Annotated in this window: 17 protein-coding genes and 1 pseudogene; 6 read left to right on the top strand and 12 right to left on the bottom strand. The window is 70.3% G+C overall.

Annotated features, from left to right (window positions below):
- Positions 1 to 66 precede the first annotated feature (66 nt).
- Complete coding sequence (locus AC1XX3_RS18175) at positions 67 to 2067, top strand: aldo/keto reductase (RefSeq protein WP_483322591.1); 2001 nt, start codon at positions 67 to 69, stop codon at positions 2065 to 2067.
- Between the two features lie 147 nt (positions 2068 to 2214).
- The gene (locus tag AC1XX3_RS18170) at positions 2215 to 2481 is read left to right on the top strand and encodes a hypothetical protein (RefSeq protein WP_483322590.1); all 267 of its coding nucleotides are present in this window, start codon (positions 2215 to 2217) and stop codon (positions 2479 to 2481) included.
- Positions 2482 to 2520: 39 nt separating this feature from the next.
- Here the strand turns inward: AC1XX3_RS18170 and AC1XX3_RS18165 are convergent, their stop codons facing one another.
- Together AC1XX3_RS18165 and AC1XX3_RS18160 are read right to left on the bottom strand one after the other, a co-directional pair.
- Complete coding sequence (locus AC1XX3_RS18165; RefSeq protein WP_483322589.1) at positions 2521 to 4980, bottom strand: ABC transporter permease; 2460 nt, start codon at positions 4978 to 4980, stop codon at positions 2521 to 2523.
- Positions 4980 to 5702, bottom strand: a pseudogene (locus AC1XX3_RS18160) (ABC transporter ATP-binding protein); the annotation flags it as partial. The gene AC1XX3_RS18165 and the pseudogene AC1XX3_RS18160, both read right to left, overlap by 1 nt.
- Before the next feature lie 262 nt (positions 5703 to 5964).
- Here AC1XX3_RS18160 and AC1XX3_RS18155 point away from each other — a divergent pair.
- Positions 5965 to 6903, top strand: a complete 939-nt coding sequence (locus AC1XX3_RS18155; RefSeq protein ID WP_483322588.1) for an ROK family protein — start codon at positions 5965 to 5967, stop codon at positions 6901 to 6903.
- Complete coding sequence (locus AC1XX3_RS18150) at positions 6896 to 7570, top strand: N-acetylmannosamine-6-phosphate 2-epimerase (RefSeq protein ID WP_483322587.1); 675 nt, start codon at positions 6896 to 6898, stop codon at positions 7568 to 7570. Before AC1XX3_RS18155 ends, AC1XX3_RS18150 begins: the two co-directional genes overlap by 8 nt.
- 18 nt (positions 7571 to 7588) lie before the next feature.
- On the opposite strand, the gene AC1XX3_RS18145 is transcribed toward AC1XX3_RS18150, so the two are convergent.
- From AC1XX3_RS18145 to AC1XX3_RS18120, 6 genes are all read right to left on the bottom strand, one after another.
- Positions 7589 to 8005: a hypothetical protein gene (locus AC1XX3_RS18145; protein ID WP_483322586.1), complete on the bottom strand. Its 417-nt coding sequence runs from the start codon at positions 8003 to 8005 to the stop codon at positions 7589 to 7591.
- 241 nt (positions 8006 to 8246) lie between these two features.
- Entirely contained in the window at positions 8247 to 9245 is a 999-nt protein-coding gene (locus AC1XX3_RS18140) for a HEAT repeat domain-containing protein (RefSeq protein WP_483322585.1), read from the bottom strand.
- Positions 9232 to 9918, bottom strand: a complete 687-nt coding sequence (locus tag AC1XX3_RS18135) for a HEAT repeat domain-containing protein (RefSeq protein WP_483322584.1) — start codon at positions 9916 to 9918, stop codon at positions 9232 to 9234. Before AC1XX3_RS18135 ends, AC1XX3_RS18140 begins: the two co-directional genes overlap by 14 nt.
- A gap of 113 nt (positions 9919 to 10031) precedes the next feature.
- Entirely contained in the window at positions 10032 to 10694 is a 663-nt protein-coding gene (locus AC1XX3_RS18130; RefSeq protein ID WP_483322583.1) for a response regulator, read from the bottom strand.
- Entirely contained in the window at positions 10691 to 11926 is a 1236-nt protein-coding gene (locus tag AC1XX3_RS18125) for a sensor histidine kinase (protein ID WP_483322582.1), read from the bottom strand. Before AC1XX3_RS18125 ends, AC1XX3_RS18130 begins: the two co-directional genes overlap by 4 nt.
- A 55-nt stretch (positions 11927 to 11981) precedes the next feature.
- Entirely contained in the window at positions 11982 to 12572 is a 591-nt protein-coding gene (locus AC1XX3_RS18120; RefSeq protein ID WP_483322581.1) for a hypothetical protein, read from the bottom strand.
- 92 nt (positions 12573 to 12664) lie between these two features.
- Here AC1XX3_RS18120 and AC1XX3_RS18115 point away from each other — a divergent pair, with 92 nt between their 5' ends.
- A complete protein-coding gene (locus AC1XX3_RS18115) occupies positions 12665 to 12799 on the top strand; it encodes a DLW-39 family protein (protein ID WP_483322580.1) in 135 nt (44 codons plus the stop codon).
- A gap of 80 nt (positions 12800 to 12879) precedes the next feature.
- Here the strand turns inward: AC1XX3_RS18115 and AC1XX3_RS18110 are convergent, their stop codons facing one another.
- On the bottom strand, positions 12880 to 13464 hold the full coding sequence (locus tag AC1XX3_RS18110; protein ID WP_483322579.1) for a hypothetical protein: 585 nt from the start codon (positions 13462 to 13464) through the stop codon (positions 12880 to 12882).
- Positions 13465 to 13609: 145 nt separating this feature from the next.
- On the opposite strand from AC1XX3_RS18110, the gene AC1XX3_RS18105 reads away from it, so the two are divergent.
- Positions 13610 to 14212: a TetR/AcrR family transcriptional regulator gene (locus tag AC1XX3_RS18105; protein WP_483322578.1), complete on the top strand. Its 603-nt coding sequence runs from the start codon at positions 13610 to 13612 to the stop codon at positions 14210 to 14212.
- A 29-nt stretch (positions 14213 to 14241) separates the two neighbouring features.
- Here the strand turns inward: AC1XX3_RS18105 and AC1XX3_RS18100 are convergent, their stop codons facing one another.
- The 3 genes from AC1XX3_RS18100 to AC1XX3_RS18090 form a co-directional block, all read right to left on the bottom strand.
- Entirely contained in the window at positions 14242 to 15732 is a 1491-nt protein-coding gene (locus AC1XX3_RS18100; RefSeq protein WP_483322577.1) for a serine hydrolase domain-containing protein, read from the bottom strand.
- 128 nt (positions 15733 to 15860) lie between these two features.
- Positions 15861 to 16520, bottom strand: coding sequence for a response regulator (locus AC1XX3_RS18095; RefSeq protein ID WP_483322576.1), 660 nt, complete (start codon positions 16518 to 16520; stop codon positions 15861 to 15863).
- Positions 16517 to 17674 carry a sensor histidine kinase gene (locus tag AC1XX3_RS18090; protein WP_483322575.1) on the bottom strand — a complete coding sequence of 386 codons (1158 nt, stop codon included), beginning with the start codon at positions 17672 to 17674 and terminating at the stop codon, positions 16517 to 16519. Before AC1XX3_RS18090 ends, AC1XX3_RS18095 begins: the two co-directional genes overlap by 4 nt.
- Between the last annotated feature and the right edge of the window lie 554 nt (positions 17675 to 18228).

The raw sequence follows: 18228 nt of genomic DNA, 5'->3' as shown, positions 1-18228 counted from the left end.
CCGACCTGACAGACTGGGATCGAATTCATCAGATCACCAATGTCAGTGAGGACAATGAGCAACGAGATGACAGTTCGATGGGGCATCCTCGGTCCGGGCAGCATCGCCAAGCGGTTCGCCGGGCAACTACCGCACAGCCAGACCGGCCGCCTGCAGGCCGCCGCGAGCCGCAGCCTGGAGAAGGCGCGCTCGTTCGCTGACGAGTTCGGCGCACCCTCGGCCTACGGCAGTTATGACGAGCTGCTCGCCGACCCGGAGGTGGACGCCGTCTACATCTCCACGATCCATACCAATCACCACGAGCTGAGCATCCGAGCCGTTGCGGCCGGCAAGCATGTGGTCTGTGAGAAGCCGTTGGCGGTCAACCACGCTTGGGCGATGGCAGCCTTGGAGGCCGCCCGGGACCATTCGGTGTATCTGGCGGAGGCGTACATGTATCGCTTCCACCCGCAGACGGCCCTGCTCCGCCGGTTGATCACCGAGCAGGTCGTCGGTGAGCTGATCAGCATCGAGGCCTCCTTCGCCTTCAACGCGACTCCGGCGCCGGGCCACCGGCTCTTCACCCCCGACCTCGCCGGCGGCGGCATCCTCGACGTGGGCGGCTACCCGGTCTCGATCGCCCGGCTGATCGCCGGTGCGGCCGTCGGGGAGAGGTTCCTCGACCCGGTCGACGTGACCGCGGCGGGCACGGTGGAGGACGGCGTGGACACCTGGGCGGTGGCCAACCTGACCTTCGCCACCGGCGTCACCGCACGGGTGACCACTGGGGTTCGGGCCGGCGACACCAACTCCGTGACCGTCTATGGCTCCCGGGGTCACCTGGTGCTGCCCAACCCGTGGGTCATCTCGCCTGAGGACCGCGGTCAGATCGTGATCACCACCGCCGACGGTACGGCCCGGACCGAGGAGACCGACCCGGCGTACGCGTACGCGCTGGAGGCCGACGCGGTCGGGCTGCGCGGCGAGGCGCTGGAGTCGCCGGAGATGTCTTGGGCGGACTCGCTCGGCAACGCCCGAGTGCTGGACGCGTGGCGCGCAGCCATCGAGCTGGTCTATCCGTTCGAGCAGCCGACGGCGAACATTCCGGCGGTGACCGCGTCGGCGCTCGGCGTCGGGATCGGCCGCGACCGCCCGGCAATGCCGTACGGCCGCATCCCGGGCCTCGACAAGCCGGTCTCGCAACTGGTGATGGGCTGCGACAACCAGCTCACCTTGGCCCATGCGTCGGTGATGTTCGACGACTTCGTGGAGCGGGGCGGCAACACCTTCGACACCGGCTACATCTATGGCGGCGGGTTGATGGAGAAGCTGCTGGGCCGCTGGATGGCCAACCGCGGCAACCGCGACGACGTGGTCGTGATCGGCAAGGGCGCCCACACCCCGCACTGTGACCCCGAGTCGATCACCCGTCAGCTGGAGGAGACGCTGGACCGGCTGGGCACCGACCACGTCGACCTGTATCTGATGCACCGCGACAACCTCGATATCGAGGTGGGCGAGTTCGTCGACGTGCTCGACGAGCACCGCCGGGCGGGGCGCATCCGGGCGTACGGTGGCTCCAACTGGACCATCGACCGGTTCACCGAAGCCAACCGGTATGCCCGGGCGCACGACAAGGCGCCGATGTCGATGCTGTCGAACCATTTCGGTCTGGCCCGTGCGCACGACGTGCCGTGGGCGGGCTGCCGCCACGTCACCGACCCTGCTTCCAAGGCGTGGCTCGCCACCCACGAGGTGCCGCTGCTGCCCTGGTCGTCGCAGGCTCGCGGGTTCTTCGCTCCGGGGCGGGCGCATCCGGACAACACCGCCGACGCCGAGCTGGTCCGCTGCTATTACAGCGAGGAGAACTTCGAGCGGCTGCGCCGGGCCACCGAGCTGGGCGACTCGATGGGGGTGCTGGCCACCGCGATCGCGCTGGCGTATGTGCTGCACCAGCCGTTCCCGACGTTCGCCCTGATCGGGCCGCGCAGCCTGGCCGAGACCCGCACCTCGACGGAGGCGCTGGCGATCAGCTTGTCCCAGGCACAGCTCGACTGGCTGGATCTCACCACGGACGACAAGCCCTGAGCTGATCTGATCCGCATCTGAGGTGGGCAGGGCCGGTCTGAGGTGACTCAGACCGGCCCTTCGCCGTAAAAGATGGGGAGCTCGGCCGATGTGGCGGCCCCCGACTCAGAGCGAGGCTGGCTCCATCGATCGATGGAGGTCCCCGTCATGAGTCTCAACTCCGACTATGCAGTGAGCATCCTCACCGCCGAGCGGCAGCAGCGATACCGCGCCGAGGCGGCCAACGAGCGCCTCGTCGCCGAAGCCCGCCGACATCGGAGGTACGTCCCCTGGTGGCGGCGCGCGCTCCGCGCCCTGGTCCTGCGTCGCCCGGAGCCTACGGAGCGCACGGGACCTACGGAGCGCACGGGGCCTACGGAGCGTGCGGAGCGGACGGGGCCGACCCGTCCCGACCGGGAGGTCGTCCGCCACTGAGATCGGTCGAGGGTCGCCCCCACCCTCGACCGATCGGTCTCATACCTCGGCCAGCGCCTGGGTGGGCGCCGACTTCGCGGCCCGCCGGGCCGGCAGCACCGAAGCCAGCGCGCCGGCCAGCACCGCCACCGCCACCACCGCCCCGGTCTGCGGCGCCGACATCTCGAACCGTGCCGCGCCGAGTCCCGACTCACGTGCGATGGCAGCCGTACCGACGACGCCGAACAGCACCCCGGCGGCGATCCCGACGACCGCCCCGACCAAGGCCAACATGACGGCCTCGATGGCCAGCATGGCGCGCAGCTGGCGTCGTTGCAGGCCCAGCGACCGCAGCAGTGCCGACTCGCGGGTGCGCTCGACCACCGACAGACCGAGGGTGTTGCTCACCCCGATCAGCGCGATCAGCACCGCCACCCCGAGCATGGCGGTGGCCACGACGAGCAACGTGTCCATCATCGAGTTCAGGCTGGCCGCCTCCTCCAGCGTGCCGCGCAGCACCAGATTGGGACTACCGGCGAGCACGTGATTGACGTCGGCGATGACCGCTGCCGCCTGGTTGCGGTCCGGCGCCGTCGCCCAGACCGCGCCGACCGGGGCGTCCGGATCCAGAGTTGCGAGCCCCTGCTGAGTCACCACCAGCATGTCGTAGTCGGCGACCCCGCTGGCCTGCAGTGTGTAGGTGGCCGTCCGACCGCCATGACTGACGGTGAGCTGGGCCCCCGAGGTGAGCTGCAGCTCCTGCAGCGTGTACGGGTGGACCAGGGCCAGGGCGTCGCCCTGCAGCTGTTCCAGCCCGGCACGTACCACCGTGGTGGCGTCCGGACCGAGCCCGGCCACGACCAGTTCGTCGAGGTCGCCGGCACCGGTGACCGCAGCCCGCACCTGCGGCACCCGGATGGTGGCGGAGATGCCTTCGATGGCGGCGATCTGATCGGCGACCTTCGGGTCCAAGGTCCCAGTGGTGTCGGACACGACGATGTCGACCGGCAGCTCGGAGGAGACGGTCTCGTTGACGGTGGTCTTGATGCTGGCCGCCCCCACCTGCAGCGTGACGATCAGCCCGACGCCGAGCATCAGGGCCACGCAGGTGGCTGCCGCTCGCCCCGGGTTGCGGACGGTGTTGGCTGCGGCCAGCCGCCCGGTGGATCCGGTCAGCCCGGCGACCCGGCCCACCGCGGTGAGCGCCGGCGGCAGAAAGAGCGGTGCCGCGGTGAGGATGCCGACGGCGAGCAGCGCGGAGCCGCCGATGGCCAGCAGCAACGGGCCGAGGTCGGTCAGCAGCGCGGCCGCCACCATGGCGGTGCCGCTGACCAGCAGCAGTGCGGAGATGATCACCGTCGACCAGCGTCGGCGGCGGGTGCCCTCGGCATCCAGCACCGGACGCAGCGCCTCGAGTGGCGTCACCCGCATCGCGCGGCGCGCGGGTGCCAGGGCGGCAACCACGGTGACCAGCAGCCCGATCAGTGCGGCGATCAGCACCCGCCCAACCGGCACAGTCAGGCCGTGGTCGAGAGAGCCGCTGATCGCGCTGGCGACTGCCGCGATCAGCACCCCGAGGACCACCCCGGCCAGCGAACCACCCAGACCGATGATCAGCGCCTCGGCCAGGATGCCGCGGCGCACCTGGCGGGTGTCCGCGCCGACGGCGCGGAGCAGGCCGATCGATCGCCGCCGCTGCGCGATCAAGATGGCGAAGGTGTTGGCGATGATGATGGCGCCGACGAGCAGTGCGATCGCGCCGAAGGCTTGCAGCAGATAGCCGAGCACATCCGCGCCGTTGGTCACGTTGGTCACGGCTCGATCGGTCAGCTCGGCGGCGGTGTTGACGTCCGCGTCGCTGGGGAGCGCGGCGCGCAGCGCTGTCACCACATCTTCTGGATCGCTGCCCGGCGCGGTGGCGATCAGATACGTCGCAAAGCTGCGAGCGTCGGGCTGGCTGAAGTAGTCGAGGTGAGCGAAACCGGAGTCGCCGACCCCGGAGAGCATCGAGCCCTCCTCGTCGGTGATGCCGCTGACCGTGACGGTGCGGCCCGGGTTGTCGATGCCGTCGTCGAGCTTCAGCGTCGAACCCAGGGCTAGTTGGTGGCTGGATGCGGTGGCGCCGCTGACGGCGATCTGGGTTTCGTCGGCCGGCCAGGATCCGCTGGCCAGGTCGGCCCAGCGGAACCTGGTCTCGGTCGGGAGGCTGTCGAGCTTGATCGTCCCGCGGCGCTCTGCGCCGACGAACTCGGCGTAGCCGCTGTAGATGGGCTCGAGGAACTCGACGCCGGGAGTGCTGGCGATGGCGTTGCGGTATTCGCCGGGGGTCTTCTCCGTGGTCTCGACGACCGCGTCACTGACCGAGGTCCGGGCCGCCACCTGGTCGCCGATGGCTGCGCTTTCGGTGGCCAGGAAGCTGAGACAGGCGACCAGGAAGCCGACACTGATCATGATCGACAGCCCGACGGCCGCAACCCGACTGGGATGCGAGCGGATCTCGAGCAATGCGTTGCGCAACATCAGACCCCCAGCGACTTCATCGCAGCGAGCACGGTGTCGGCGGTCGGGGCGTCCAGGTCGTCGACCAACCGCCCGTCGTTGAGCACCAGGGCGCGGTCGGCGTAGGAGGCGGCCAGCGGGTCGTGGGTGACCATGACGATGGTCTGGCCCCGCTCCCGGCTGGCGCTGCGCAGGTATGCCAGCAGCGCCTGACCGTTCTTGGAGTCCAGGGCTCCGGTGGGCTCGTCGGCGAAGACGACGTCGGGTCGCGAGATCAGGGCGCGGGCGATCGCCACCCGCTGCTGCTGACCGCCGGACAGCTCGCTCGGGCGGTGGTCGAGGCGACCCTCCAGGCCCAGCGAGGTGACCAGCTCGGTCAGAGCCGCCTCGTCCACCTTGCGGCCGGCCAGGTCCAGCGGCAGCAAGATGTTCTGCCGGGCGGTGAGGGTCGGCAGCAGGTTGAAGGACTGGAAGACGAAGCCCACCTTGTCGCGGCGGGTCCGGGTCAGCTCGCGATCACCCATGGCGCTGATCTCCGCACCGGCCAGGAACACCCGGCCCTCGGTGATGCTGTCGAGTCCGGCCAGGCAGTGCATCAGGGTCGACTTGCCGGAGCCGGACGGGCCCATGATCGCGGTGAACGTACCCCGGGCGAAGTTGACGCTGACACCGTCCAGCGCACGGACCGCGGTACGCCCGTTGCCATAGACCTTGGTCAGGTTGAGGGTGCTGGCGGCAACGGTGGCCGAGGTCTCGTCCGCTGCGTACTGCGCGGTGGGGGACAGGGAAGTGTTCACAATTGCCTTTCGGGCACAAGGGCGGTCATCTCGGCATTCAACCTAGGCAGCGCGGGCTGTCGTGACATCGGAGTGCGGGCCCGTCGTGGGGGAGGGCCGCGCCGCCGTGGGCCTAGCCGGGTACGACCGTGGTCCGATGTTCGCCCGGCACCGCGAGGCGTCCCCCGGCGCGGTGCGCTCGCCTGGTAGGGCGCGATAGCGTTCGGGGGTGGTGGACGCGGAGCAGTCGATGATCACCGCCGTCGGGATCGACATCGGCGGCACCAAGATCGCCGCGGCGCGGGTGCGACCGGACGGCACTCTGGACGGCGAGATGATCACCGTCCGTACGCCGGCGGACGACGGCCCGGAGGCGATCGTGACCGCCGCCGCCCGACTGGCCCGGTCCGTGATGACCGACGCGGTCGCCGGCGTCGGGGTGGGCAGTGCCGGCACCATCGACCCGGACCGCGGGACCGTCCTCGCCGCCACCGATCATCTTCGCGGCTGGGCCGGGACCGCACTCGCCGACGACCTCAGCACCGCGCTGGGGCGGCCGGTGACGGTGGACAACGACGTGGTGGCGCACGCCCGGGCGGAGCACCGCTGGGGTGCCGCCGCGGGACGCGAGCGGCTGGCCGTGCTGGCCATCGGGACCGGGCTGGGCGGGGCGGTCCTGGACGGCGGCCGGGTGGTGGGCCATGGCTGGGGCGGCCAGCTCGGGCATCTGCCGGCGACCGCGGCCCATGGTGTGCCCTGCGCCTGTGGCGGAACGGGTCATGCCGAGGCGGTCTGCTCCGGCTGGGGCCTGGCGACCCGCTATGCGGCTCGGACCGGCCGGGCCTGCTCGGCCGAGGAGATCGGACGCGCCGCCGCGGCGGGCGACCCGGACGCCACCGCCGTGCTCGCCGACGCGGTCGAGGCCGCTGCTGATGTGCTGCTCACCACCTCTGCGGTGGCCGGGGTCGAGATCGCCGTCCTCACCGGTGGGGTGGCTGCGATCCCCGGCCTGGTCGAGGCCATCCGGCACGCGAGCCAGACGCGATCGGGTCGGACGGTGAGAGCCCCGGCGGTGGTGCCCAGCCGGTTCGCCGGATCCGGCGCGATCCTGGGTGCCGGCGCCCGCGTGTTCGCAGAGCTGGCCGAATCGGAGGGCGGAGATGTCTGAGGTGCTGGAACGGCTGCGCGGCGGCTTGGTGGTGAGCTGTCAGGCGTACGACGGCGAGCCGCTGCAGCACGAGGAGTCGATCGCCCGGATCGCCGAGTCGGTACGTCTCGGTGGTGCCCGCGCCGTCCGGCTCGAAGGGCTGTCCCGGATCGTCGCGGCCCGGCCGCAGCTGAGCATCCCGATCATCGGCATCTGGAAGGACGGCGGACCCGATGAGGTCCGGATCACCCCGACGGTGCGCCAGGCTCAGGCCCTGGCCGAGGCCGGCTGCGAGGTGGTCGCGATGGACGGGACCCGGCGGGCGCGTCCGGACGGCAGGCCGCTCGCCGACAGCATCGCCGCGGTGCACGAGCAGGGGGCGTTGGTGATGACCGACTGCGGCAGCGTGGCGGACGCGGTGGCCTGCGCTGAGGCGGGGGCCGACCTCATCGGCACCACCCTGGCCGGGTACGTCCCCGGTCGGCCGCTGACCACCGGACCCGACCTCGACTTCATCTCCGCCTGCGTCGAGCGGCTGGCGGTGCCGGTGCTGGCGGAGGGCCGGATCCACACCCCGGCCCAGGCGGGGGAGGCGTTGGCCCGGGGCGCCTTCGCGGTCTGCGTCGGCACGGCGATCACCCACCCGACGAGCATCACCCGCTGGTTCGTCGACGCCCTGTCCGGGTGAGCTGGGCGTCGCGGTGGCTCAGTGGCTGATGGTTCCTCGGCGGGACTCCAGGACGGGTGTGATCAGCCGGTCGGCGAGGATCCCGGTCGCCACCGAATAGACGGCCTTGTGCAGCACGTCCACGACCAGCTCCTGTGTGGGCCAGGAGGTCGGTGGGGCTCCGGCGCCGGTCGCGTTCTCCAGGGTCTGGTCGAAGCCGAGGCGGACGAAGGTGTGCTTGACGTTGGCCATCGGGCCGCGGATGCCCGTGACGGCCCAGACCCCGCGCAGTGAGCCGAGCAACGCACCCGTCCCCCAGTGGATCAGGTGGTTCCAGCCGACCGGCGTCTGGTCGTCGCCGGGTCGGCGCCCGAGCATCGTCAGCAACGTACGCGCCGGGACGTAGGAGTTCGGTCGGCCGGTGACGGCCTGCTCGACCTTCTCGCTGGCGGTCATCACCGCAACGCCGGCCAAGCCGCACCCCGCTCCCATGGCGGCCGATCTGGCGAGGGTCGAGACCCGAGATGGTGGTGTCGGTCGCACGGTTGCCTCCAAGACTGGGGATGATCCGGTCGGACCTGGCTGCTCAAGTCAGCCGGGGCCGTCGAAATGGTGTTACCCACCACCAGCCCAGGTATCCCCGGCAGCCGCGGATCCCCGTCGGTTCGGTGGGGCGGTTGCCGACCCGGGGCGGAAGTCACGACTCGCGCCGCTCGCGCAGCAGAAAGGTCGCGGTGGCGGCCACGCCCGGGTCGGGGTCGTCGGCGAGTCGTTCCAGGGAGCGCTGCGCGCAGGGCCCGGCAAGCTCGGCCAGCGCCGCGGCCAGCCGCCGGCGACCCGTCGCTGAGGCGCCCGGCAGCGCGTCGGCGACGGCGGCGGCAACGGTGTCCGCGCCGGGTTGCTGCGCGGCGAGGGCCGCAAGCGCGTCGGCGGCTTCAACGTCGTTGCGTCCGTCGACGATCAGAGCGATGAGCGCAGGGATCGTGTCGTCGGTGCCGTGGGCGGCGCGGGCGAGCACGGCGCGGGCGCTGACGACCGGGTCGGCGTTGCCGACTGCGGCCGCCAATGCCGCGGTGGCAGCCGGAGAGCCGATCTTCTCCAGCGCTTCGACCGCCCGGTGTCGTTGCTCGGCGCTGGTCGAGTCAAGCGCTTCGGCCAGGAACGGGATCGCTTCGTCACCGATGCGGGCCAACGCCCAGGCGATGGCGCCGGCGACATGGGGGTCGCGTTCGTCCAGCACCGCCGCCACTAGCGGAGCCGCGTCGCCGTCGCGCTCACTGGTGAGGGAGAGGGCGACGCGCTGTCGGCTCGACGGATCGCCGGCGGTCAGTCGTCGCATTAGTCCCACCGTGTGCATCACCTCCGACCATGCGGCCGGATTGCTGGCCTGCACCTGAGCCAGCCTGGCCAGCAGCTCCTCTTCGCGGGCGAGACGTTCGCGTGCCTGGCCGATCAACGAGTCGACCAGCGCTGCCGGGCTGAAGGCGGCGTCGCCGAGAGCGTCGGCCACCTCACGAAGGCTCAGTCCGAGAGAGCGAAGTCCCTCGACCTGGAAGAGCCGGCGAAGATCATCTTCGACATACTGCCGATATCCGCCGTGGGTACGCCCGGTCGGACAGACCAGGCCGATGCTGTCGTAGTGCCGCAGCATCCGGGCGCTGATACCCGACAGCTCAGCGACCTCACCGATCAGCATCGTGTCCCTCCACCACCAGCGGCGCCCCGAGCAGCGCCACGGTCCGTCTCGCTTCTGCAATGGCGGCGTCAAAGCCCTCGTCTGGATTCTCCATGATCCGGGTGGTCGCCAGGGCATGCGCGCGGACTCCCGCGTCGGGGTGTCCCGACGCGCGCTCGACGACGGCCACGGCGGCCGGTCCGAGCGCGACGAAGGCGCGGCTGAGGCTGAGCTGCACCTCGCGCCCGCCGCGGTTGAACTGGGTCGACAGGGTCTCGGCCAGCGCCGGCTCGAGGCCGTCGGGAACCACGCCGGTCGCCACCCGCCAGGCCGCACGGGCGACCTCGTCGTTGTCGTCATGCATGAGCTCAGGAGAGAGCGCTTCCCAGGTGCGCGGGTCTTTGAGCTTGGACAGGGTGTGCAGGGCCTGGCTCCGCGCCTGCGGAACCTCGGAGGCAAGCTCAACGAGCACGCGGTCGACGGTGACGGTGCGGTCCTGGCGGATCAGGGCCCAGGTGAGCATGTCGCGTACGTAGAAGTCGGGCTCCACCGCGCACCGGGCAACCAGCACCTCGATGTAGTCCGGGTTCGGGTGCACGCCCGCGGTGAGCGCGGCCTGCAGCCGGGCCGACGGGTCGGCACTCTCCAGCGCGGACGTCAGTTTCTGGGCAGCGGTTGCGTTGTGTCGGGTCATCTCGACCACCTCCAGCCGTCAGTACAGACCTTGTCACGCTGTCAAGGTCAAGTCGTACGGCGAACCGCAGGTGGCGATCGAGGTCGGAGGGACCGGACGGGACGGCGGACGGCTCAGCGCTCGACGACGCCGGTCTCGTAGGCGAACAGCACCAGGCCGACCCGGTCGCGGATGGCCAGCTTGGACAGCAGCCGGCCGATGTGGGTCTTGACGGTGCCCTCGGCCATGTAGAGCCGGGTGGCGATCTCGGTGTTGGTGGCCCCGCCGGCGATCTCGGTCAGCACCTCGATCTCGCGGCCGGTGAGGACCGCCAGCCGGGGGTCCGGTCCGTCGCCGCGAGGCGTTCCCGGCAGGGTCGGGACCACGTGGGCCAGCAGCCGGCGGGTGGCGCTCGGGGCCACCACCGCGTCGCCGGCGGCCACGTTGCGGATGGCACTCAGCAGCTCTTCGGGGCGGGCGTCCTTGAGCAGGAACCCGCTGGCGCCGGCCTTGAGGGCGGCGAAGACATACTCGTCCAGGTCGAAGGTGGTCAGCACCAGCACCTTGACTGGGTTGTTCAGCTCGCTCAACCGCCGGGTGGCCTCCACGCCATCCATCTGCGGCATCCGGATGTCCATCAGCACCACGTCGGCCCGGACCCGGCTCAGTGCGGCCACGGCCGCCGCCCCATCAGCTGCCTCGCCGACCACCTCCAGGTCGTCCTCGGCCTCGATCAGCATCCGGAAGCCGCCGCGGACCAGGGCCTGGTCGTCGACGAGGAACACGCGTACGGTCATGACCGCCTTTCCTGCGGTGGGGTCCAGGTCGGTCCGGGCATCAGGCCCGGGCGGGCGTCGGGGATCAGCGGCAGCGAGGCGCGGACGACGTAGCCGCCGCCCGGTCGCGGACCGGCGGAGAGCGTACCGCGGTGCAGCGCGATGCGTTCGTGCATGCCCCGCAGGCCATGGCCCATCCCGTCGGTGGTGGCGGCCGCGCCACGTCCGTCGTCGGAGATCTCCAGCTCGATCGACGTCGCGGTGTAGGCCGCGACGACCCGGGCCACGGCGTTCGGCCCGGCGTGCTTGAGCACATTGGTCAGCGACTCCTGCACCACCCGATAGGCGGTCAGCCCGAGCGCCTGGCTCACCATCGGTGGTTGGCCGAAGCTGGTGAACTGGGCGGCCTCACTGGTCTTGCGCACCAGCTCGGGCAGCTCGGCCAGCCCGGGCGTCGGCAGATACGCCGCCTGCTCCGGCTCGGGGCCGTTGCGCAGCAGCCCGACCATCCGGCGCATCTCCTCCAGCGCCTCGCGACTGGTCTCCGCGATGGTCCCCAGCACCTCGGGTGCCCGTTCGGGCCGCTTGGCCGCGATCGCCTTGCCACCCTCGGCCTGGACCACGATCACCGACAGCGAGTGGGCCACGATGTCGTGCAGCTCCCGGGCGATCCGCTGCCGTTCGGTGACGGCGAGCATCCGTGCCCGCTGTTCCTGTTCCGCGAGGACGAGCGAGCGGCGCTCCGCCTCGGACCGGGCCCGCTGGCGGGAATTCTCGGCCCAGTCGCGGCGGCGTACGCCGAGCAGATAGGCCCCGGAGACGATGCCGGCGCAGGCCAGCACGGTCATAGCCATCGGCGCCAGGCTGTCCACTGGGTCGCTGAGCCAGATCCAGCGGATCGGACCCAGCAGCGATCCGGCCAGGCCGGCGGCCAGGGCGAGCTGCGCCTGCGGCCGGGTCGACCACCGGGCGGCGCTGTAGATCAGGATCGGCACCGCGACGATGCTGAAGGTGGGGCCGGGGACGGTGGCGACCTGCACCAGGGCGATGCCGACCGAGGTGGCCAGGGCGATCCGCGGCAGCAGTCGACGAATCATCACCGGCATGGCCATCAGCACCGAGAGGATCGAGGCCCAGACGCCGCCGTTGGCGTACGTAACGGTGCCGAGCAGCGCGACGACGACCGCCAGGCAGAAGTCGAACACCCAGCTGGGGTCGCGGATGAAGGGCTCGGGATCCTGGTGCGTGCTCATGACCGGGCCAGCCTAGATCGCCGTCAGGCGCCGGACATCGGCCTACGGTCTGACCTCAGCTGCGCTCCACCGGACCGGTGAAGCTGACCGGGTCGTGGATGTCATCGGCGCAGTCGACGGTGTAGGTGACCTTGCCCAGGGCGCTCACCGGCACCGCGAACCCGATCTGGGCCACGGCTTCCGCACCGATCTGGATGACGCCGCTGAAGCCGCTCTGGAGCTCGCCGGTCTCGTCGATGATCATCGGTGCCTCGGTCTGGTTGCCGTAGGTGGCGGTGACCCGCACGCTGTCGGCGAAGAACTCCTCCGGCGTGCCGTTCTCGATCCGGACCGACACGATGACGATCTCACCCTTGGTCGTCTCCGCACCCTTGTCCTTGGCCTGTGCCTTCGCGGCCACGGTGCCGGCGATCTCGATCTGCAGGCCGTCGTCGAACTCGGCGATGTCGGAGAAGGTGAAACCGGTGTCGTCCTCGTTGGCCGGCGTGCTGTTGTCCACCGGCCCCTCCTCGCTGGGCTCGGTCTCCTCGGTCGGGTCGTTCACCACCCGGCCGCTGGGGTCGCTGGGCTCCGGCTGGTCACCGGCGGTGGAGCAGCCGGCCAGCAGCAGCAGGGCGCACAGCAGGGCGGCCAGGAGTCGTCGCATGACCAAACGGTAGTCGGCCTTGCTGTGCTCGGCCCAGCAGCACCCGCCGCGGCTCAGCCGGGGTCGTGGGTGGGCAGGACTAGGGTGGGATCGTGAAGTGGAAGCTGATGCTGACCGCAGGTGCCCTGGCTGGATGGGTGGTGCTCGCCGCCCGTCGCCGCAACAACCAGACCGAGGCTGACGCCGAGCTCTGGGCCGAGGCGACGGACCCGGTCACGCCAGCCTGAGCGAGCGCTCCGACCGCTCTCGCTGCCGGGCACGGGCCCATGACTCCGCTAGGCGAAGACCCCGCTAGGCGAAGACCCCGCTAAGCGAAGACAACGGCGATGAGTCCGAGGCCGAGAATCAGGTCGAACCCGATGCAGGCTTCGGCCAGCGCACGGGACACCACCAACTGACGGCGGTAATGGATGACGTCCCAGATGGCGTGACTCGCCAGCACGAGCCCGGCCAGCACTACGCCTGCCCGGGGATCCCAGGCCAGCGCGATCACGGCCAGTCCGCAGACGATGCCGAAGGCCCCAACCTGGGCGAGCAGGACGCGCCGCGGAGCCGCCCGGAGCAGGCCGACGATCATCAGGGCGACCCCGGCCACGCTCAGACCCGCCCACCAGGGCATGCCGATCAGTTCGCTGGCCACCACGACCACGAAGGTCCCGGGGATGGTCGCCCAGGCGACCCAGCGCCGTCCCAGGGCAGCCGCGGCCAGATAGCACAGGGCAGCGCCGCTGGCCGCGATGGCCAAGGTCTCTCGGTTGGCCGCACCGGCGAGCAACATCAGGGCACCCACCAGCAGTCCCATCGCCAACGGCCAGTGAGGCCAGACGGTGTGGCCGGGATGGTTGCCGTCGGCAGCGTCGTCGGAGACGGAGTCGGTGGTCTGGGTGGTCATGAAATCCCCTTCCTCGAGGTGGACCGCGCCCGGCGCCCGGCGATGGGACGGGAGCGGCGGCGCACAGTCGCAACGTAGTGTGAACGCGTGTTCACGAAACGCTAGATCATGTTAGGTTCGGGCGTCAACACCTTTGGAGGACGCCATGACGCCGCCTCGCCCGGCTGCCGATCTCGACGCGATGCGCGACAACCTCCTCGCCCATGCCCGGGCCGTCATCGCGCGAGACGGTGTCGACGGCCTAACGATGCGCGCTCTCGCCCGGGAGGCGGGTGCGGCTGTCGGCCTGTCCTACAAGGCGTTCTCGTCCCGCGACGAGCTGCTGCAGGAGCTGACCCGGCGATCGCTTGACGAGTTCGCCGCACAGATCGACGCGTGGGCGGCACGACCGGGCGGCCGGCTCGCCGATCGCCTGATGGAGTTCTCCGACCTGCACGCCGCCTCCGACGCTCCCATGCTGGTGGCCCACCTGAGCCATGAAGCCGGTGGCAAGGAGCTGCTGACGGAGGCGGTTCAGACCGGCAGGACGCGGTCCTGGTCCAGCGTGATGACGGAGTTCCTGCAGCGCCGGCAGCGTGACGGCACCGTCCGCGACGACGTGGATGTCGAAGCGTTCGCGTTCATCCTGACCGCAGCGATGCATTACGTCCTGATGAGCGAGGAGCCGTTCCCGGGACCCGACCGGGCGACCCTGGGGCGCTACTTCGCCGGCGTCGCCGCTCAGCTCACAGTCACCGCCGAGGCCTGACGTCCGCCAGCACAAAGCCAGGCCTGCAGTCACGCCGGACCTGTGCCCGACCGCCTACCGCGCGTACGGCTGACGATCCGGGCGGCCACGACGGCGACTCCGACGGCGGCGCCGGCCAGCAGCAGGACCATCGCCGCCGGATAGAGACGGAAGGCGTCAGCGGCGGTCGCGGAGTTGCGCTGCAGGTTCGGGGCGACGACGAAGAGCACCAGGGCCAGGACGGGCACGATGAGCTGAGGCACCAGGCGAATGATGAAGCGTGGCGGCCCCCAGGTGCTGCGTCGATCAACCCAGCGCGGTGCGCGCCGCACGCCACGAACGCCGAGCGCCACCACCACCACGGTCAGCGCGCCGAGAGCCAGATCGATGAGGGTGGCCGTCGGCGCGCCCGCCTCCACCGGTTCGTCGGCCATGATCGCGATGACCCCTGAGCTGATCTCGTAGCTGTGTTCGATCGTCGGCGTATAGCTGTTGAGCATGACCACCACACCGAGGTCCCTGCTGGGCACGAGGTCTTGCTGTGCAGTGAACCCGCGCAGCACACCGCTGTGGGAGATCCGGGCCGGCGACACACCGACGCTGCTGTGCCGCCAGCCGAGGGCATAGCTGCCGGCGCCGGGCTGGGACAGATGCGACTCACGCACCAGCGCGGCGGAGAGGACCTGCTTGCCGTCGGCCGATCGCCCGTCCCGCTGTTGCATGATCATCCAGCGACCCAGGTCCGCCGCGGTGCTGACCACGCCCCCTGACCCCGCCACCATGGACTCGAGCTCGGGGATGGCCAGGGCCCCGCCGTACGCCGTGACGTGGCCATCGCGAAGGTTCGGCCGCGCGGCCCGGCTACTGATCGTCGTCGCGCTGTCGGTCATGCCGAGCGGGAGAAAGACCTGGCGGCGCAGATAGTCCTCGAACGACTGGCCACTCACCACCTCCACCAGGCGAGCAGCCGTCCAGTAGTTGGCGTTGCTGTAGCGGAAACGCGCGCCCGGATCCGCCTCCAGCTGCCACTCCTTGAGCTGGCTGATTCGTTCTTCGAGGGTGGCAGCGGGCGGCACGATGGTCGGATTCGGCAACCCCGAGGTCTGGCTGAGCAGCTGCCGCACAGTGATCACTTTGCCGCGGCGGTCGTCCAGGACGAACCCGGGAAGATAGTCGGCCACCGGTCGGTCCAGCTCGACTGCGCCCGCATCGACCAGCTGCAAGACGGCGAAGGCCGTAAACGTCTTCGACACCGAAGCGATCCGCAGCGGCGTCCTCGCCGTGATCGGCTCGCCGGTGGAATCGAAACCGTAGCCGGCGGTGTGCACCGGCTCGGCGTCGCGGACGATCGACACCGCAGCCCCGGGAAGCCCGTGCCGGGACAGGTAGCCCGTGACGAAGGTATCGACCCGTGCCGGGGCGCTCGGCTGATCCGGTTGATCGGTGGGTTGCGCCGCCGCGGGAGCAGCGGTGGCGATCAAGGCGAGCAGCAGCAGGAGCAGGGGAAGAGGTCGCCGCCTGGACAGCGGTGCGGTGATCATCGGCCCAGTCTCGTCCCGGTGGGGCCGGCGGGGCGTCCGGCGTCAGTCGGTCCGGGGGTGGACCTTCGACGCAGGCCGGACCCACGCGGGGTGGACCAAAGGATGACGGTCGTGATCGTTGCGTCGGGCTAGCTGGGCTGGGCGTCCGTCCCAGCCTCGGCGAGCAACAGGGCCAACTGCACCCGGTTCTGCAATCCGAGCTTGGCCAGCGTCCGGCTGACGTGAGTCTTCACCGTCGTCTCCTGCATCTGCATCCGCCGGGCGATCTGCGCGTTCGACAGCCCGTCGGCCACGCCCCGCACCACCTGCAGCTCTCTCGGGGTGAGGGACTTCAGGCTCGTCCGGGCACGGTCAGCAGACGGGGACTCGCGGTCGGCGAAGGTGTCGATGAGGCGGCGGGTCACGCTCGGGGCCAGCATCGCGTTGCCCTCCACTGCCGATCGGACCGCGGCGACGAGGTCACGCGGGGGTGATTCCTTGAGCATGAAGCCGGCGGCACGCAGCCGCAGTGCTCGGTGGACGTACTCGTCGTGGTCGAACGTCGTCAGCATCACCACGGCCGGCGGGGAAGGCAGCTCGACCACTCTGGCCAAGGCCTCCAGCCCGTCCATCACCGGCATCCGTACGTCCATCAGCACCACGTCCAGCGGCAGCCGGCGTACGGCGTCCACGGCCTCGGCACCGTTTCTGGCCTCGGCCGCCACCACGATGTCAGAGCTCGACTCCAAGATGGAGCGCAGCCCTGAGCGGACCAGATGCTCGTCATCGGCGATCAGGACGCGAATCATCGCGATGAGACCTCCACGCCAGGAGGGCTCGCGAGGGGCAGGCTGGCCGAGACCCGGAAGCTATCACTGTCCTGTCCGGCGGTGAACGTCCCACCGACCAGGGCCACGCGTTCACGCAGCCCCACCAAGCCGAGTCCGCTGCTGGGGAGCGGATTCCGCCGACCATTGCGCGTCCGGTTCTGCACCGTCACCGCCAAAGTCTGCGGTGACCAGTCGAGGGACACCTCCGCCACGGACGCACCCGCGTGGCGGTGAACGTTGGTCAACGCCTCCTGGACGACGCGGTACGCGGTCGCCTCCACCGCTTCGCAGGATCGGGTGGGGACTCCCCGGTCGTGGCGGAGGACGACGAGACCCGCGCGTTGGGACTGTTCGATCAGCTCACCGATCTGGGCCACGCCGGGCGTCGGAGCTGTGCTGGCCAGCGACTCACCGTCATCGTGCAGCGCGGAGAGCACGTCCCGAAGGTTCGACATCGCCTCGCGCCCAAGGTCCTGCACCAGCTCTGCCTCCGCCCGAGTGCTGGGTTCGGCGGTCCGCATGTCGATGGCGCCGGCGTGGATGACCATCAGCGACACCTTGTGAGCCACCACGTCATGCATCTCGCGTGCGATACGGGCCCGCTCCTCGGCGCGCTCGCGAGCGACCACCGCCTCCTGTTCCTGGACGAGTCGCTCGGCCTGGTCCCGCAACCCGGCCAGCACCCGACGGCGTTCGCGGACCCACCACCCGATGACGAGCGGGACGACGAGGGCACCCAGAATCGTCGTCCAGGCGCCGGCCAGTCCAGCAACCGCCGGGGGAGCGCCGGGCACGATTGCGCAGACGATGATCACGATGGTGGCCGCACCTACCCAAGCGGCAGCTACCGCCCGGGACCGCTGCGACGCCACCAGGTAGGACGCCAAGAAAGCGGCCGGCCACACGCCCGCCAGCGCGAGACTGGCCAGTGCCACCACGATCAGGAGAGACAGCCACCGATTGGCCAGATAGGCCGCCCCGGCTCCGGCGATGGCCAGCGCGACCACCAGTGGCTCCCGCCACCCCGGCAGGATCAGCAGCGAAGCCGAGCCGACGGCCAGCGCCGCCAGCCACCATCGAACAGCCCAGGCTCGCCTCATCAGGCTGGTCGTTCCTCGGTCAGCCAGGAGCACGCCCTCATGCTATGCCGATCGCTCGGGGTCGCGGGGGATGGTGGTTCGCCCACCGCCGCGGGGAATCTCGGCCAGCAACCGGGACCTGACCACAGCCGTGGCGGAAAAGACTCTCCGATTTGTGGTTGGTCGCGGGGCGATCGAAAATGCGACTGCGCCCAGACGCTGGGCGGGATTTCGCATGAAAATCCACGGCCTCCTGTCGGGGGTTCAGGCGGTCGTGGACTTCCTCTCCATTATACCCAAATGCGAGATATTAGTGGACAATTCCGGTTCCTGCGCCGAGATATCCAATTATTCTGGGCGTCGCGAAATTGTGAATCGATAATTCGGGCCTGCGTCGGCGTCTGTTGGGCCGCAGCAGCACCGCAATCTGGCCTAGTCAGGCGCCAGCTGCGTGCCCTTTCGGCGACGTCGGTGCTGATCGCCGCAGCTGGCTGGCCCGGTCCCTGCTCGATGGCGGCGGCGGCGGACAATCTCGCGGCTCGTGGTCGGATCAATTCAGACACTTCGGGTGTACAGTGCAAGCGCAGGGCAAAACGGCATACCCATTC

The organism is Microlunatus sp. M237, from assembly GCF_056896895.1.
Note: the sequence above shows the minus strand (reverse complement) of the source record. Positions and strands in the feature narration are given on the sequence as shown.

Excerpts from the sequence above, each read along its gene's own strand:
- AC1XX3_RS18175 (WP_483322591.1), top strand. The coding sequence starts at position 67 with ATGACAGTTCGATGGGGCATCCTCGGTCCGGGCAGCATCGCCAAGCGG.
- AC1XX3_RS18110 (WP_483322579.1), bottom strand. The coding sequence starts at position 13,464 with ATGACCACCCAGACCACCGACTCCGTCTCCGACGACGCTGCCGACGGC.
- AC1XX3_RS18120 (WP_483322581.1), bottom strand. The coding sequence starts at position 12,572 with ATGCGACGACTCCTGGCCGCCCTGCTGTGCGCCCTGCTGCTGCTGGCC.
- AC1XX3_RS18145 (WP_483322586.1), bottom strand. The coding sequence starts at position 8,005 with ATGACCGCCAGCGAGAAGGTCGAGCAGGCCGTCACCGGCCGACCGAAC.
- AC1XX3_RS18125 (WP_483322582.1), bottom strand. The coding sequence starts at position 11,926 with ATGAGCACGCACCAGGATCCCGAGCCCTTCATCCGCGACCCCAGCTGG.
- AC1XX3_RS18150 (WP_483322587.1), top strand. The coding sequence starts at position 6,896 with ATGTCTGAGGTGCTGGAACGGCTGCGCGGCGGCTTGGTGGTGAGCTGT.
- AC1XX3_RS18105 (WP_483322578.1), top strand. The coding sequence starts at position 13,610 with ATGACGCCGCCTCGCCCGGCTGCCGATCTCGACGCGATGCGCGACAAC.
- AC1XX3_RS18170 (WP_483322590.1), top strand. The coding sequence starts at position 2,215 with ATGAGTCTCAACTCCGACTATGCAGTGAGCATCCTCACCGCCGAGCGG.
- AC1XX3_RS18095 (WP_483322576.1), bottom strand. The coding sequence starts at position 16,520 with ATGATTCGCGTCCTGATCGCCGATGACGAGCATCTGGTCCGCTCAGGG.
- AC1XX3_RS18140 (WP_483322585.1), bottom strand. The coding sequence starts at position 9,245 with ATGCTGATCGGTGAGGTCGCTGAGCTGTCGGGTATCAGCGCCCGGATG.
- AC1XX3_RS18100 (WP_483322577.1), bottom strand. The coding sequence starts at position 15,732 with ATGATCACCGCACCGCTGTCCAGGCGGCGACCTCTTCCCCTGCTCCTG.
- AC1XX3_RS18135 (WP_483322584.1), bottom strand. The coding sequence starts at position 9,918 with ATGACCCGACACAACGCAACCGCTGCCCAGAAACTGACGTCCGCGCTG.
- AC1XX3_RS18130 (WP_483322583.1), bottom strand. The coding sequence starts at position 10,694 with ATGACCGTACGCGTGTTCCTCGTCGACGACCAGGCCCTGGTCCGCGGC.
- AC1XX3_RS18165 (WP_483322589.1), bottom strand. The coding sequence starts at position 4,980 with ATGTTGCGCAACGCATTGCTCGAGATCCGCTCGCATCCCAGTCGGGTT.